The 15,663-nt window shown below is 42.0% G+C and carries 15 protein-coding genes and 1 other RNA gene; 12 read left to right on the top strand and 4 right to left on the bottom strand.

Translation table 11 applies throughout. The annotated features are described in order from the left end of the window. Positions 1-328 precede the first annotated feature (328 nt). Positions 329-775, top strand: a complete 447-nt coding sequence (locus tag F952_RS03065) for an ABZJ_00895 family protein (RefSeq protein ID WP_026056951.1) — start codon at positions 329-331, stop codon at positions 773-775. Positions 776-841: 66 nt separating this feature from the next. Continuing rightward, positions 842-1,753, top strand: a complete 912-nt coding sequence (locus F952_RS03060; protein WP_004922018.1) for a TIGR01777 family oxidoreductase — start codon at positions 842-844, stop codon at positions 1,751-1,753. A gap of 2 nt (positions 1,754-1,755) precedes the next feature. On the opposite strand, the gene F952_RS03055 is transcribed toward F952_RS03060, so the two are convergent. Further along, positions 1,756-2,871, bottom strand: a complete 1,116-nt coding sequence (locus F952_RS03055) for an NAD(P)/FAD-dependent oxidoreductase (RefSeq protein ID WP_004922015.1) — start codon at positions 2,869-2,871, stop codon at positions 1,756-1,758. A gap of 24 nt (positions 2,872-2,895) precedes the next feature. Beyond that, entirely contained in the window at positions 2,896-3,909 is a 1,014-nt protein-coding gene (gene hemB, locus F952_RS03050) for a porphobilinogen synthase (protein WP_004922013.1), read from the bottom strand. Between the two features lie 109 nt (positions 3,910-4,018). On the opposite strand from hemB, the gene F952_RS03045 reads away from it, so the two are divergent. From F952_RS03045 to F952_RS03030, 4 genes are all read left to right on the top strand, one after another. After that, positions 4,019-4,516, top strand: a complete 498-nt coding sequence (locus F952_RS03045; RefSeq protein WP_004922010.1) for a thioesterase family protein — start codon at positions 4,019-4,021, stop codon at positions 4,514-4,516. Positions 4,517-4,843: 327 nt separating this feature from the next. Beyond that, the gene (locus tag F952_RS03040) at positions 4,844-5,980 is read left to right on the top strand and encodes an HlyD family efflux transporter periplasmic adaptor subunit (protein WP_004922008.1); all 1,137 of its coding nucleotides are present in this window, start codon (positions 4,844-4,846) and stop codon (positions 5,978-5,980) included. Between the two features lie 6 nt (positions 5,981-5,986). Continuing rightward, positions 5,987-7,534 carry a DHA2 family efflux MFS transporter permease subunit gene (locus F952_RS03035; protein WP_004922005.1) on the top strand — a complete coding sequence of 516 codons (1,548 nt, stop codon included), beginning with the start codon at positions 5,987-5,989 and terminating at the stop codon, positions 7,532-7,534. A 203-nt stretch (positions 7,535-7,737) separates the two neighbouring features. Further along, entirely contained in the window at positions 7,738-9,699 is a 1,962-nt protein-coding gene (locus F952_RS03030; protein ID WP_004922002.1) for a gamma-glutamyltransferase family protein, read from the top strand. A gap of 57 nt (positions 9,700-9,756) precedes the next feature. On the opposite strand, the gene glpK is transcribed toward F952_RS03030, so the two are convergent. Continuing rightward, positions 9,757-11,244 carry a glycerol kinase GlpK gene (glpK, locus tag F952_RS03025; RefSeq protein WP_004921999.1) on the bottom strand — a complete coding sequence of 496 codons (1,488 nt, stop codon included), beginning with the start codon at positions 11,242-11,244 and terminating at the stop codon, positions 9,757-9,759. Positions 11,245-11,375: 131 nt separating this feature from the next. Here glpK and ssrA point away from each other — a divergent pair. Continuing rightward, positions 11,376-11,735: a transfer-messenger RNA gene (gene ssrA / locus F952_RS16645) on the top strand. Positions 11,736-11,986: 251 nt separating this feature from the next. Here the strand turns inward: ssrA and F952_RS03020 are convergent. Then, positions 11,987-12,619: an HvfX family Cu-binding RiPP maturation protein gene (locus F952_RS03020; protein WP_004921996.1), complete on the bottom strand. Its 633-nt coding sequence runs from the start codon at positions 12,617-12,619 to the stop codon at positions 11,987-11,989. A gap of 163 nt (positions 12,620-12,782) precedes the next feature. Between F952_RS03020 and F952_RS03015 the strand changes: the two genes are divergently transcribed. The 5 genes from F952_RS03015 to F952_RS02995 all read left to right on the top strand — a co-directional run bounded on the left by F952_RS03015 (position 12,783) and on the right by F952_RS02995 (position 15,493). Then, positions 12,783-13,058 carry an HvfA family oxazolone/thioamide-modified RiPP metallophore gene (locus F952_RS03015; RefSeq protein ID WP_004921993.1) on the top strand — a complete coding sequence of 92 codons (276 nt, stop codon included), beginning with the start codon at positions 12,783-12,785 and terminating at the stop codon, positions 13,056-13,058. 72 nt (positions 13,059-13,130) lie between these two features. Beyond that, positions 13,131-13,994, top strand: coding sequence for an HvfB family MNIO-type RiPP peptide maturase (locus tag F952_RS03010; protein WP_004921990.1), 864 nt, complete (start codon positions 13,131-13,133; stop codon positions 13,992-13,994). Next, positions 13,945-14,703, top strand: a complete 759-nt coding sequence (locus F952_RS03005; RefSeq protein ID WP_004921986.1) for an HvfC family RiPP maturation protein — start codon at positions 13,945-13,947, stop codon at positions 14,701-14,703. Before F952_RS03010 ends, F952_RS03005 begins: the two co-directional genes overlap by 50 nt. Continuing rightward, positions 14,700-15,320 carry an RNA polymerase factor sigma-70 gene (locus F952_RS03000; protein WP_004921984.1) on the top strand — a complete coding sequence of 207 codons (621 nt, stop codon included), beginning with the start codon at positions 14,700-14,702 and terminating at the stop codon, positions 15,318-15,320. The genes F952_RS03005 and F952_RS03000 overlap by 4 nt, the downstream gene beginning before the upstream one ends. Then, a complete protein-coding gene (locus F952_RS02995) occupies positions 15,314-15,493 on the top strand; it encodes a zf-HC2 domain-containing protein (protein ID WP_004921982.1) in 180 nt (59 codons plus the stop codon). Before F952_RS03000 ends, F952_RS02995 begins: the two co-directional genes overlap by 7 nt. Positions 15,494-15,663: the final 170 nt, after the last annotated feature.

Below are 15,663 nucleotides of genomic sequence, written 5' to 3'. Positions count from 1 at the left end.
GGCTTTTATAAAATAGAGATGTCAAAGATTAAGCTATGCTAACCATAAATAAAATGAAAGCTTAAAAAAATAAAGACCGACGATTCGAGTGATGATAAATCGTCGGTCAAAAACTTTAGAACAGGTTTGGCTGCTAACAAAACATATCCTAAAGTGGATGTCATAATGAAAGGTCACCGAAAATCTGCGGATGCCGTGCAAAAATAATCGGTTGCTGCTGACCTTGTACTCCATATAACGAAGCTCATACCGAAAAGGTTGACAATAAAATGAAAAAAAATTGAAAAAAACTTAAAATATTTTTTTCTTTGTCAATTTTGTGATGAATATGACCGCTTTACGCCGTTATTACCTTTGGTTTTTTCTGATTTGTTTTATTTTAACTTTAATTGGGGGTGTCATTGCAGCCGTGCTGCCTGCAGGGATGGGAGGAATTGTGACAGCAATCCCTTATCTGGTTGCGATGATCGTGGTGTTATTTCAATTTTTAAAACGTGAGCAGCGAGCACCCACGCAGCAAGAGCGTAAGAAACTGACCTTGGGATTTACCTTGATTTTTTGGGGTTACAATTTTTTGGGCGTATTGCTTGGATTAGTGATCTTTGCGCGTCAGGACGCTGAAATTTTTCAGAACTTTTTATTGTATTTACAACAGCCCCAATTTATCACTATTGCACTGATCATGATTTTATTGCTGGCGATTCCACTGTATCTGATTACCTACTGGTTTTATGGTAAACAGGCGCAACGCATGGCAGACAAAATGTTTCAATAAGCAAACGGCAATATAGATCAGCTTAGTTAGACTTGTTTCAATAATAGCAATAATGACTTTAAAAAGATGAATCATCATGTCGCAACAATTTTGATTACAGGCGCATCAGGTTTTATTGGTCGTCATGTATTACCGCATTTACTTGATGCGAATTATCAGCTTTTTGCTTATACACGGCATATTGCTCAGCGTTATAAGCATCCAAATCTGGTCTGGATTGACGATCTGGATCAGATCATGCAACCGCTCGACTATGTCATTAATTTGGCGGGAGAAAATATTGGCCAGTCCAGATGGACAGCAGAACGCAAGCAAAAATTGATCGATAGTCGAGTCGACACCACGACGCATGTTTATGAATGGTTAATCAGGCAGCAGCAAAAACCAAGACGTATTATTTCGGCTTCTGCGATTGGTTACTATGGCATAGATGAAACAGAGCAATGGCAACGCGTTTGTGATGAGCATTCACCTCCGCAGGCAATTTTTATGTCAGAACTCTGCCAGCAATGGGAGCAGGCGGCATTAAGCTATACGCAGTTTGACACCAGAATTATGCGACTTGGCGTCGTTTTTGCCAGAGACGGTGGGATTTTGCCACAAATGATGCTTCCGATTAAACTGAATCTGGTGGGTAAAATTGGTTCTGGGCGCCAAGCTGTGGTGTGGGTGCATATTCAGGATGTGCTGGCTATTCTTGATTTTTTATTACATACCCAGACCGAGCACATCATCTTTAATGCCGTTGCGCCGACTCAGACCTCGCAAGCCGAATTTGTGAAAATTGCAGGGCAAGTGATTAAGCGTCGTCCATTTTTGAGCGCGCCTGCTTTTATATTTCAGAAACTTTTGGGAGAACAGTCTCAACTGATTTTAAATGGACAGTATGTGCAACCTAAAGCGTTGCTAGACGCAGGTTATCTTTTTCAGTTTGCTCATCTCGATCAAGCATTACGCCAGATTTATTCTAAATCTTAGTGCTATACCATGACAGGCTTACTGAGGCGTTCGGGAGAATAAAGGGCTGGGTTTATGTCTGTGGGTTGTTTGAGCATGAGCTGACGTAACAGTTGTGCAGAGGCAGGCCCCATACATAACCCATTACGGAAATGCCCCGCATTGATCCATAAGTTATCTATTTCTGGCACTTGGCCAATATAGGGAATACCTGTAGGTGAGCTTGGTCGAAGTCCAGCCCATTGTTTTACAATTGGAAATTGAGCCAATTCAGGCACCATTTCCAGACAGGCATCAACAATATTTTGCTTGGTGGTTGAGTCTGGTAGGGTGTTAAAACCACAATGTGCCATACTGGAACCGCAGACAATATGGCCATCCTGACGTGGTATCAGATACATCACGTTATTCATGCACATGGTCGGTAGCCATTGGGCAGGGGCTTTAAACAGTACCATTTGTCCTTGTACTGGATGTACAGGAATATCCAGATCAAGCTGTTGTGACCAGTGCTGGCTCCATGCGCCAGTTGCAATCACAAACTGATCCGCTTCAATTTTTATGCCTGATTCATCAAGTACATACCCAATTTGATGCTGCTGAATATGAAGTTTGACCACGGGACGATGTTCAAAAAAGCGAACTAAAGGATGCTGTTTTAAATAAGCCATGATGGATTGTAAAAGGCGTGGATTACGGATATTGGAGAGTTCAGGAAAATAGATCGCCTGTTCCAATTTGGAATTGATCCGTGAATTGACCTGTTGCAGTGGGTTGCCATCCAGATAGCTGGCGTGTTGCATCGGCTCTCGATGCTTTTTTGCGTAATTTAAGCCAATTTCAAAATCGCTTTCATCAAAAATCAGCATGCCTGTATCGTGGATTTCAAAATCGATACCTGTCAGCGGCTGCAATTTTTGGTTCCATTGTTGATACAGGGTTTTGCCATTTTGGGCGAGTGTATTGACCGCTTGCGGATAGCGCCATGGATACATAGGCGATAAAATACCACCACCTGCCCACGAGGCGGCTTGTCCTGCCTGTTGCTGATCAAAAATAGAGACCTGACAACCGTGTTCAATCAACTCCAGTGCGGTGAGTAAACCACTTACGCCCGCGCCAATAATGGCAATATGCATGCTCATATCCGATGTGTATTCTGCTTATTTCATCTCTTTGAGTTTTTGTGCGGCTTCTTCTGCAAAATATGTCCAAATACCGTCTGCACCCGCACGACGACAGCACATCAGTGATTCTAAAATCACACTGTCAGATAGCCATCCATTCTGGATGGCACCTGCCAACATGGCATATTCACCACTGACTTGATAGATGAAGGTCGGAACACCAAAAGTATCTTTCACTTCACGAACGACATCCAGATACGGCATACCAGGTTTGACAATGACCATATCTGCACCTTCCTGAAGATCAAGGGCAATTTCGTGGAGTGCTTCGGCACGATTTCCGATATCCATCTGGTAGTTATACTTATTACCACCTTTAAGGTTGGTTGCCGAGCCAACTGCGTCGCGGAATGGACCGTAAAAGCTAGAAGCATATTTTGCAGAATAGGCCATGATATTGGTATAAATGAAATTATTTTGCTCTAATGCCTGACGAATCGCACCAATACGCCCATCCATCATATCACTTGGTGCAATCACATCTGCGCCAGCTGCAGCATGGCTTAGTGCTTGCTTCACCAGACATTCAACCGTTTCATCATTGAGCACATAACCTGTGTCATCGATAATGCCATCCTGACCATGCGTGGTATAAGGATCTAAAGCACCATCGGTGATCAGTACCATTTCTGGCAATTCTTTTTTAAGCAGACGACAGGTTTCCTGGACCAATCCATCTTCACGCCATGCCGCTTCGGCGCTTAGACTTTTATCTTCTTGTGGAGTCACGGGAAATAGAGCCAGTTTTGATACACCCAATTCTAAAAGCTGTTCAGCCTTTTTGAGCAACAGATCGGCAGATAGGCGCTGAACATTCGGCATGCTTGGAATATCCTGGCGCTGGTTTTGCCCTGGCAATACAAATACTGGATAAATGAGATGATGAGGCGTCAGTTGTGTTTCACTGACCATTGCTCGCAATTGATCATTTTTACGGATACGGCGCATACGCGTTGCGGGAAAAGCAGGACGATTGAACGTATAAGTCATAACAATCTCAATGTTCAGTATTAAACTTGTGGGGTATTGTAGACCCATCACTGGGCATTTGTACAAGCAGAATTGGCTTTAATGCAGATTTATCAACGTTGAGTATTTTATGACTGAATCAAAAAAACTGTGGACTGGGCATATACATTTAGGTGAAAAAGTTGATTTTGGCGTTATTCTAAATCAACTCTGTCAGGCATTTAATGGATCTCCATTTTTTAGTCACAACGCCATGCAGATGCGTGTCATTGACAATCAAATCGAGGGCTATATCGACATGCAGCCTTACCTGATTGGCAATGTGGCTTTTCAAATCTTGCATGGTGGTGTGGCCGCTACACTGCTCGATAGTATTGGCGGAATTGTCGCTATGGCTGAGATCTATCGCCGTGCTGAAGCCACTGAAATGGCAGAGGCAATCAAGAAAGTATCACGCCTTGCGACGGTAGATATGCGGGTTGACTATCTGGCTCCTGGCCGAGGACAATATTTTATTGCACGTGCAGAAGTTTTAAGATTCGGACGCAAAGGCTGTACCATGCGTATGAATCTGATCAATGATGAAAATAAAGCGATCGCAACAGCAATTGCCTCGTATGCATTTTAAAAATATAGGAGAAAAAATCTCCTATTTTTTATAGCTATTAGCATTTAAACAATAAAAATAAATACAGGATTTTTGAAATAAACAATCTAAAACATAGGCTTAATTTATAAAATGGATTTTTGTAAAATATCGTCTACTGCATTTTTGAACGCATAAGTTAAGTTTTTATTCTCATCATGTGAATTATTTCGATAAAATTGCCTGATGATGAAAATATCAATTGTCATTTTAGTTTTATTTTAAGTTTCAGTTCAGGTTCAATTCCTAAACTTAAAATTAACTTAAGAAAATCGTGACAATTAGACCTGAGCCATTTAGGAATACACAATGACTGAATCTGCACAAGTGACTGCATCAGACGTAGATGATGATGCTTTAAAGGCGAAACGAAAGAAATTACTGAGTATTTTTGCCTTGGTTATTGTGATTGTTGCGATTTTATATGCAATCTGGTTTTTCTTCTTTAATCATACTGTCAGTACTGACAATGCTTATGTCGGGGCGGAAACTGCACAGATTACCTCTATGGTGACAGGGCAGGTTGCTGAAATTCGTGTACATGATACGCAACAAGTACATAAAGGCGATATCTTGGCTCAGGTGGATCCAAGAGATGCACAGATTGCATTGAGCCAGGCACAAGCGATGCTGGCCAAAGCACAACGTCAGTATCGTCAGACAGAAGCCAACAGTAAATCTTTAAACTCTCAAGTCTTTGTAAGTGATGATGGAATTGCAAGTGCCCAGGCACAGGTAGGCAAGGCTCAAGCTGACTATAATAATGCCATTGAAGAGTTAAAACGTAGACAGACGCTTGAACAATCTGGCGCAATTTCTAAAGAAGAATTGAGTACGGCGCAAACAGCGGCACAAACTGCCAAAGCTGCACTAGATGTCGCTAAGGCAGCTGTTTCTCAGGCACAGTCAAGTCGCAAGGCAGCACAAAGTAACTTGGCAGCCAATCAGGCCTTGATTCAGGGAGCCTCTGAAAACTCGGCACCAGATGTATTAAGCGCTGAAGCCAATGTACAACAAGCGCAGCTTGATCTTGAGCGTACCGTAATTCGTTCACCTGTTGATGGGGTCATTACAGGCCGTAATATTCAAGTGGGTCAGCGTGTGGCTCCTGGTAGCGTACTCATGAAAATTGTTCCGCTTTCTGCGTTATATGTCGATGCAAACTTTAAAGAAAGTCAATTATCTAAAGTACGTGTCGGGCAAGCAGCGACCTTAACGTCTGATTTATACGGCAGTGACGTTGAATATCACGGTAAGGTGATTGGATTCTCGGGAGGAACAGGTTCTGCATTTGCGCTGATTCCTGCACAAAATGCAACAGGCAATTGGATTAAAGTGGTTCAGCGTTTACCAGTGCGTATCGCACTTGATCCGAAAGAATTGGCTGAGCATCCGTTACGTGTTGGGCTGTCTATGGATGCTAGCATCGATTTATCCAAGAAGTAACCTATTATGACCGCTCAAAGTCAGGCTTCTTCGACCAAAACCCCTTTTGCTGAACTCAGTGGCGGACGATTACTGCTCGCTGCATTTGTGATTGCACTTTCCAACTTTATGGTGGTGCTGGATACCACGATTGCCAATGTATCTGTGCCACATATTACTGGAAATTTGGCTGTTTCAGCATCACAAGGCACATGGGTGGTGACGTCCTATGCCGTTGCAGAAGCCATCTGCGTGCCGCTAACAGGCTGGCTTGCCAGTAGGTTTGGAACAGTACGTGTATTTGTAATGGGGCTGATTGGATTTACAGTTTTTTCTTTTTTATGTGGACTCTCGACCAGTTTAGAAATGCTGGTTTTGTGTCGGATTGGGCAGGGTTTGTCAGGTGGGCCATTGATGCCACTCAGTCAAACGTTGCTGATGCGGATTTTCCCGCAAGAAAAGCATTCACAAGCGATGGGCTTATGGGCAATGACCACCGTTTTGGGGCCGATATTAGGTCCAATTTTAGGTGGGTTAATTAGTGATAACCTGTCATGGCACTGGATTTTCTTTATTAATATTCCTGTGGGTATTATCTGTGTACTGGGTACGATTCGGCTTTTGAGCGTAGCAGAAACGGAGACAATTCGTGTCCGAATAGATGCGATTGGGTTGTTTTTACTGGTGCTATGGATTGGTGCATTGCAGCTGATGCTGGATTTAGGGCACGAACGTGACTGGTTTAATAGCAGTATTATTGTTTTATTTGCAGTGATTGCAGTACTCGGATTTATCGTATTTTTAATCTGGGAAATGACGGATCGGCTGCCAGTGGTCAATCTGTGGGTATTTAGACACAGAGGCTTTACCGTTTCTGTGCTGGCATTATCTTTTGGCTTTGGTGCGTTCTTTGGCAGTATTGTATTGATTCCGCAGTGGTTACAGATGAATCTTAACTATACTGCAACATGGGCAGGCTACCTGACCGCCACCATGGGTTTTGGTAGTTTGATGATGTCACCCGTGGTGGCGAAACTGGCAGCGAAATATGATCCGCGAGCTCTGGCGAGTTTTGGGTTGTTGCTACTCGGGGGAGTCACGCTCATGCGCGCTTTCTGGACATCAGATGCTGACTTTATGACGCTAGCCTGGCCGCAGATTTTGCAAGGGTTTGCTGTTCCGTTTTTCTTTATTCCATTGTCTAATCTGGCACTTTCTTCGGTACAACCTCAAGAGCTTGCCTCTGCAGCAGGTTTAATGAACTTTTTAAGAACGATGGCAGGTGCAATAGGTGCTTCTATTGCAGTTACTATATGGGACGATCATGCCAAAGTAGCACGTAGTGAAATGGTCTCAAACCTACATTCAGATGATGTTTACAATACCCTGATTCAAAGCGGTTTTTCTTCAGATACAGCATTAGGTACCATTTCAAATTTAGTGGATAAAGAGTCGATTACGATGTCGTCAGATCATGTATTCCTCATATTTTCACTCGTATTTGTATTTGCTGGATTGATCATCTGGTTAAGCCCTAAACCAAAGCAGCAATTAAAAGGGCCTGCACCACATTAAGCATTTTTTTACCAAGCGTTATGACATCAATGTGATAATGCTTGATCTATTTTTTTAAATTATCTTAATAAAATTGAATAAGTTAATCTGTTTAGTGCTGAATTATTAAGCATTTGATATAAAAGGTAATTTATTTTTTCTAAATATTGGCTCCATAATTGCTTGGAAGGAACACTTAATAATGAAATATAAATGGAGATGCAATGCAAAAAAAATATTTCCTCATTCTGGGAGGTTTTTTAAGTTTAGGATTGTTACAGGGGTGTAATGATTCAAATGATCAGGAACAAACATCTACAATCGTAGATACCAACCCGAATAGCTGTAATCAGCTGACTAGTGATGGCTCAACTGTCGTGGTAGGCAGTGGGCAAGTCGGCGATCCTTCGGCACCCGAACCTGCCTCTGCATATCGTTTGGGTTTAAAAGCAAAAACATCAAATCAATATATGGTCGTTGCCAATACACCACTGGCGACTAAAGCAGGCTGTGACATCTTAAAAGCAGGTGGTTCGGCTGTAGATGCAGCAATTGCTGTACAAGCCGTACTGGGTTTGGTCGAACCACAATCGAGTACCATTGCAGGTAGTGCATTTATGATGTACTACGATGCCCAAACTCAAAAAGTCACAGCCTATGATGGCCGAGAAACTGCCCCAGCAGCAGCCAATGAATATTATCTGGTTCGTCAGAATCTAGAGGATCCAAACTCACTCGCACCCGTGCCAAGTGCAAGACGTAGTGGTCGTTCGATTGGGGTGCCTGGTGTGATGCGTATGCTGGAAATGGCGCATAACGAACATGGTAAATTAAGATGGAATCAATTATTTGATAACTCCGTACAATTAGCCGAAGGTGGTTTTAAAGTACCAGGACGACTGGCAGCCGCTATTCAAAGTAATGCAGCTTCATTGGCTCTGGATGCAAATGCAGTAAAAACTTACTTTCATGCAGATGGTTCTCCTTATCAGGTGGGAGAAACCATGACCAATCAGGACTATGCACGCACCATTCGTACGATTGCGGCGAATGGTGCTCAAGCAATGTATAGTGGAACAATTGCACAGGCAATCATTGCTAAAGCTCAACAAGATAAAGGTGATGATGCCGCCAATACGCCCATTACTCCAAGTCTGATGACACTGAATGATTTAGCCAATTATCAAGCCAAGAAGCGTGATGCCATCTGTTTTACTTATCGTAGCCAGTATCATGTATGTACCATGCCACCGCCATCATCAGGAGGGATTGCTGTGGCTCAGACGCTGGGAATTTTAGAGAATTTTGATCTTGCATCATATGGCCCGACACAGCCTGAAACCGAGGGTGGTGTGCCTACGGTGATGGGTGTGCATTTAGTTTCCGAGGCTGAGCGTCTGGCGTATGCCGATCGTGATAAATATGTCGCAGATACCGATTTTGTGCCGCTTCCCGCTCAAGGTGTCAGCAGCATGCTCAATAAAAACTATTTGAAGCAACGTGCGGGTTTGATTAATCCAGATCAAAGCATGAAAGTCGCAACTGCTGGAGACTTTAGTGTCAATGCGGGTATTGATAATACTGTAGAGCATGGAACAACTCAGTTTACGATTGCAGATGCTTATGGCAATGTTGTGTCTATGACATCTACGGTTGAGTCGAGTATGGGTTCATTCCATATGGTTGATGGATTCTTGCTGACCAATCAATTGACAGATTTTAGTGCACAGCCAGTAGATAGCACAGGTAATTTGGTTGCAAACCGTGTTCAAGCCAATAAACGGCCAAGAAGTACCATGGCACCGACGTTGGTCTTTAAAGGGACTGCACCAGGTGATTTCTATATGGCAACGGGTTCACCAGGCGGCGGTACGATTATCCAGTATGTGGTCAAAACACTGGTAGGCGCACTAGACTGGAATTTAGATGCACAGCAAGCGACTTCACTTGTGAATTTTGGTGCGACCAATAGCGCAAATACCAATGTAGATAGTTCAAATACTTCACTTGATCTAACTGCACTCATCGATGGCTTAAAAGCTAAAGGTCATGGCATTAATTCTTCGGCACAAAGTAGTGGGGTTGCTACCATTATGCGCATTGCCATACAAAATCAGCAGATTAAGTATGTGGGTGGCGTCGACCCTCGACGTGAAGGTATTGTACTGGGTAATGGTGCTTTATAGTTTCAGGCATTTAATTTAGATCAATAAAAAAGCTGCAAGTTATTGCAGCTTTTTTATTTATATCAAATTGGACTTCGCTCTTTTGAGTGCCTGACTCCATTCACACAAACGTGATTCACGTTCGTCATTTTTCATCTTTGGCTCAAAAGTACGATCAAGTTGCCATGACGCTGCAATTTCATCCAGATTGGTAAAAACACCTGCTTTTAAGCCGGCCATGGCTGCTGCACCCCAAGCGGTTGATTCAAGCATTTTAGGCCGTAGAACAGGTACATTTAAAATATCGGCCTGAAATTGCATGAGCATATCGTTTTGGCTGGCACCCCCATCGACACGAAGTTCTTTTAATGGCCGCGATAAATCAGACTGCATGGCACACAACACATCAGAGACTTGGAAGGCAATCGCTTCAAGTGCTGCACGAGCAATATGTGCTTTTGTGGTACCGCGCGACATTCCACAAAGCAAAGCACGCGCTTCACTGTCCCAGTGCGGCGCACCAAGCCCAGTAAATGCGGGCACCAAAACGACACCTTCTGTACTTTGCACCTGACTGGCAAGTTGCTCAACTTGGGCACTATGCTGAATGAGTCCAAGACCATCACGTAACCATTGCACAATGGCGCCTGCCATAAATACACTGCCTTCGAGTGCATAACGGGTTTGATTTTGACATTGCCATGCAAGGGTAGTGAGCAACTGATTTTGACTAAATTGAAGTTGATCTCCTGTATTGAACAGCATAAAACATCCTGTGCCATAGGTGTTTTTGGCAGAACCTACCTCAAAACATGACTGACCAAATAACGCTGCTTGTTGATCACCCAATATTCCAGTAATCGGAATTGTACTTCCCAAAAGACCTTGTGCAGTATCGGCCACATATGCATCTGAGCTAATGATTTTAGGTAGAATTGCTGCTGGAATATTAAATTTATTAAGTAAATCTTCATCCCACATTTGTGTTGAAAGGTTCATGAGCATGGTACGAGACGCATTACTGGCCTCAATGATATGCTCTGCACCTTGAGTTAAATTCCAGACCAGCCAACTATCAATGGTACCAAACGCGGCATGTCCCTGTTCGGCAAGTATTCGAAATCCCGCAATATTTTCAAGTAACCAGACCAATTTTCCTGCACTAAAATAGGGGTCAATTCTTAAACCTGTTTTTTGCTGAACCTGTACCAGCATGCCATTTTCAATTAAGGTATTACACCACTGTGCTGCACGTCGATCTTGCCAGATAATTGCGGGCGCAAGTGCTTTACCTGTGCGTTTATCCCAAACGACTGTTGTTTCACGTTGATTGGTCAGTCCTAAAGCCTTGATATCCTTTGCCAGAATATGAGCTGAAGCCAAGGCTTGCTGAATAACAGCAATCTGGCTTGACCATATTTCATTGGCATCTTGTTCTACCCAACCAGAATTTGGGGTTTTGATACGTGTTTCACGTTGTGCAGTTGCATGGATCTGGCCTTTTTCATCGAAGATAATGGCGCGGCTAGATGTCGTTCCTTGATCGAGGGCAAGTAAGTAGCTCATGTTTTCTTATTAGGCATCCTTGAAAAATAAAATAGTAGCTCAATTATCATGTTAAATACATTGGCGCAGTTCATTTGGTTATAAATTGCATAGCAATTTTTCAGGGTTGTGCTATAGTGTAATACTCATCTGGGGATGTTATTGGCTTCGACGCTGGTGATGAAGCTCATAGATGCATGCCGAGAGCGCATTTTCTCTCGTAAATAAAATTTGCATTTTAATAGTCGCAAACGACGAAACTTACGCTCTAGCTGCCTAAGGGCAGTTTGTCCGCTTCCTAGAATACTTGTGGTTTAGGAACCCGACCGTAGCGCACGCACACAAGTCCGTATAGAGTCAAGCCTCGGGGCTTTATACCAAACTTAGAGGATCGCATCTTGTACCCTGTTCGTCGGGTCACTGGGTGTTAAAACAATAGACGATATCTAAGCATGTAGTATTCTCGAGTGTAGTGCTGGCGGACGCGGGTTCAACTCCCGCCATCTCCACCAAAATTACTTAAATAAATCAGCCGCTTACTAAAGTGGCTTTTTTATTGTCATTTTTTTGCTATACATACCACTTTTTTAAGTCACATTTTTAAAATGATAAAAAGGGCACGTTAAGTGCCATTTGAAGTATTGAATTGCGCCATTTCAATTTTATGTTTACCGTTATGAATCTATTTTGCATATCTTTTGATGAGTATTGTAAATAGGGCAATGACGAATACTGCAAGTGGTCATTGCTGTACACAAGTGATTTACTTGATCGTTGTTTCTTTAAGGGCAGAGTGTTTGAGCTTTGATTGAATCCAATAATCTACACTCAAATAACGACCTCCCCCCAGTACCATGAGTGCAATCAACATAATTAAATAAGTCACTGCAAATTCAACACCATTATTTAGAATCACCAATGAACCGCTAGATGTGAGCCAGTCATAATTGCCATAGGCCATTAAAATCTCCCGCGCTTTGTCTAGCTTCTCACTGGAGTCTAATACTTGAGCATTGGCAAAGGGAGCATTCGGATCGGCAATCGCTTGCCAGCCATTTGGCAAATGTACACTGAAAATGGCGACGAGCATGGTAATAATCAATGGAATACTCATAAAACGAGTGAATAAACCCAGTGCCAGCAGAACAGCACCTGCGATCTCAGTGGATGTTGCCAACGCCGCCATAACATAAGGAAAGGGTAGACCTAACCCCCAATCTGTATTACCAAACCATTCCACTGTATCCTGGAAATGCATCAGCTTATTTGTACCCGCCATCCAAAAAATCGGCGTCAAATAACATCGTAAGGCAAGTGCTGCGATACCATCTGCATGTTTAAGCAGGGTGCAGGTGTTTTGATAGCATTGAGCCAGAGAATGCAAAATGTTCTTCATGATAACTTCACACCGAATGAGATTGAATGATCATTAGTCGGATAAAGCGTCAGTTTCTTACACAAACTTTTTTTTATTTGCACTGTAATAAATTGAGATTTGCGCCGTCTAACTTTATGTACCTCTGTACAAACCGAGTATTTACCTTAAAAGGAATAGAAAAATGAGCAAACTTAATTCAATGACTTCAGTTGCAGCATTATTGGCATTATCAGTCGCTGGTGTAACTCAGGTGGCTGTGGCAGCCACCACCACAGCAACAGAAGCACATGCAAACAAAGCTGCTGATGGCAAGTGTGGTGAGGCAAAATGTGGTGCCAATAAAGCAAAACAACAGCATAAATCTGCTGAAGCCAAATGTGGTGCAGCAAAAAAAGCAGCAGATGCAAAGTGCGGCGCAGATAAAAAAGTCGCTGACGGTAAGTGTGGCGCTAAATAATCCATTCACTCATGGATGATGTCGATCTAACATCTATTAGATCGACATCAGTTCAATGATAGGAGTTTAACCATGACCGAATTGGTGGGCGTGGGTCTGGGTTTAAGGCGTGAGTTTATGGATGCATTTTTAAATGCTGAAACTCATCCAGATTTTATCGAAGTTGCTCCTGAAAACTGGATGGGTTTTGGTGGACGGCATGCCAAACTTTTAGCACGATGTGTAGAGAAAGCTCCTTTAATCTGTCATGGACTATCGTTATCGATTGGAGGGCCTCATCCACTTGATCTTGAATTTATTCAGCAAGTAAAACTTTTTTTACAACGCTATCAGGTGCAGATTTACTCAGAGCATTTGAGCTATACCCATGATGGTGGCTATTTATATGATTTATTACCCATTCCAATGACTGAAGCTGCTGTCAATTATGTGGCAGAGCGTATTTTACGGGTACAGGATATTTTAGGGCAGAGATTGGTGATTGAAAACGTTTCCACTTATTTGATGCCGAATGCAGAAATGCCCGAAGCTGAGTTTGTACGTGAAGTCTTGCTCAAAGCCGACTGTGAATTGCTGCTAGACGTTAATAATGTCTATGTAAATAGTGTGAATCATGACAGTGATGCTTATGCGTTTATTGACGCAATGCCTAAAGACCGGATTCGTTACTTACATGTTGCAGGCCACGAACAAGTTGAAAAAAATTTATTGATTGATACGCATGGTGCTGCAATTCGTGATCCAGTTTGGCAGCTCCTCCAATATAGCTATCAAGTTTGTGGAGTTAAGCCGACGTTACTGGAACGTGATTTTAATATCCCATCCTGGGCACAACTACAAACTGAGTTGAGCCAGATCAAAATCATGCAGCAACAGGGGAGCCGTAATGAAGGCAAAGCAAATATCCTTTCGCACAACGCAACGACAGTTTTGTAATTGGATTCGCAATCCTGAATTAGAGCCACCACCAAACTTTGCTGCGAATCGCATGCAGGTCTATCGTGATTTGCTATTTAATAATGTCTGTTCATTTATCAACTTGGTCTTTCCTGTAGCACAGGCAATGTTACCTGAGCAGCAATGGCAGCAATTATTGGTCGAGTTTTTTCAGAAATCACAATCCCAGTCACCTTTCTACAATGATATTTCTTTACAGTTTCGCGAATACCTAAATGAGCAACAGCATCCTGTATTGCAGCAATATCCCTGGTTAGCCGAGTTATTGCAGTATGAATGGTTAGAATTATATTTAGATACCGTCGAAATTGAATCTCCAATTTTGGCCCAGGATCAGGATTGGCAACTAACCACCCAGATATGGGTGCTTGCCTATCAGTATCCTGTGTATCAGTGGACAACTGCAATGACACCTGCTTTGGTCGAACTCATACCGAGTGCAATTATGGTCTGGCGAGATGATTTGGATCGAGTCAGATTTGAAGTTTTATCTCCTTTATTTGCTGTATTGATCGAACAACTGAATCAAAATAGACTCATGCAACTAGATTTACATCAGGTGATTGAATCCTTGCTTCCTGATTTATCTGAGCAAGAAATTAAAATACAAATCTATGAGTTAAAAGCATTATTGACTCGATTAAGATTAATTCATGTTCCCCATAATTATGGTGAGATCCAAGGATGAGTTCTGCTTCAGCGCATCACAAAAAGGATCTTTTAGATCAGGTGAATAATCCTGTCTTTTTACAAGATCTAAGACAACAAATGATTAAATTTGCTGTTTTACAGCTTGCTTCATTACCGCATGCAGAGGACGTGGTGCAGGACGCTTTGGCAAGTGCATTTCAACACTTGGATTCTTTTACAGGACGCGCTGCTTTCAAAACTTGGGTTTTTGCAATTTTAAAAAATAAGATCATTGATTTGATCAGACAAAAATCACGTTTGGTGAGTATGAGTGAACTCTTTAAAGATGAGGAAAGTGAACTCAGCATTGATGCCTTATTTGATGCTTCAGGTCATTGGCATAAATATGAGGCTCCCCAAGCTTGGTTAAGTCCAGAAGAAATGATGGAACAGCAAGATTTCTGGATTATTTTTGATGCTTGTCTTAATCACTTACCTGCCAAATATGCACAGGTATTTATGCTGCGTGAAGTGATTGAACTAAATTCCAGTGAAATTTGTGAGAAACTCGAACTGACAGTTTCACATTTTAATGTACTGATGTATCGTAGCCGAACCCGACTGCGAGAATGCCTAGAAAATAAATGGTTATTGCAGGAGGATTGCTCATGTTAACCTGCCGTCAGGCCACTCAACTCTTATCTGAAAAGCAAGATAGAGCACTTTTATTGCGAGAGCAGAGCAATTTACAGCTACATTTATTGACCTGCCGTTCATGTCGCCGTTATGGAAAACAGATAAAGACCTTATCTCAACTTTCAAAAGAATTTAAGAAATTTGATCACTGATTTATTTCATAATATTTTTAGAGTAATGCAAACAATTTATAAGGCTTTAGATTTTAATAGTCTAATTAAAATATTTTATAGATTGAAGTTATTATAATTTGATTTTAAGTAAATAAATAAGAAATAACTTAAAGGTAATTTTTGAAATTTATTTTAATTTTTGGTTTTCT

This window comes from Acinetobacter baylyi DSM 14961 = CIP 107474, from assembly GCF_000368685.1.
In the GTDB taxonomy this organism is placed as follows: Bacteria; Pseudomonadota; Gammaproteobacteria; order Pseudomonadales; family Moraxellaceae; genus Acinetobacter; species Acinetobacter baylyi.
The sequence above is the reverse complement of the archived record's forward strand: the minus strand, read 5'-3'. Positions and strand labels throughout refer to the sequence as shown.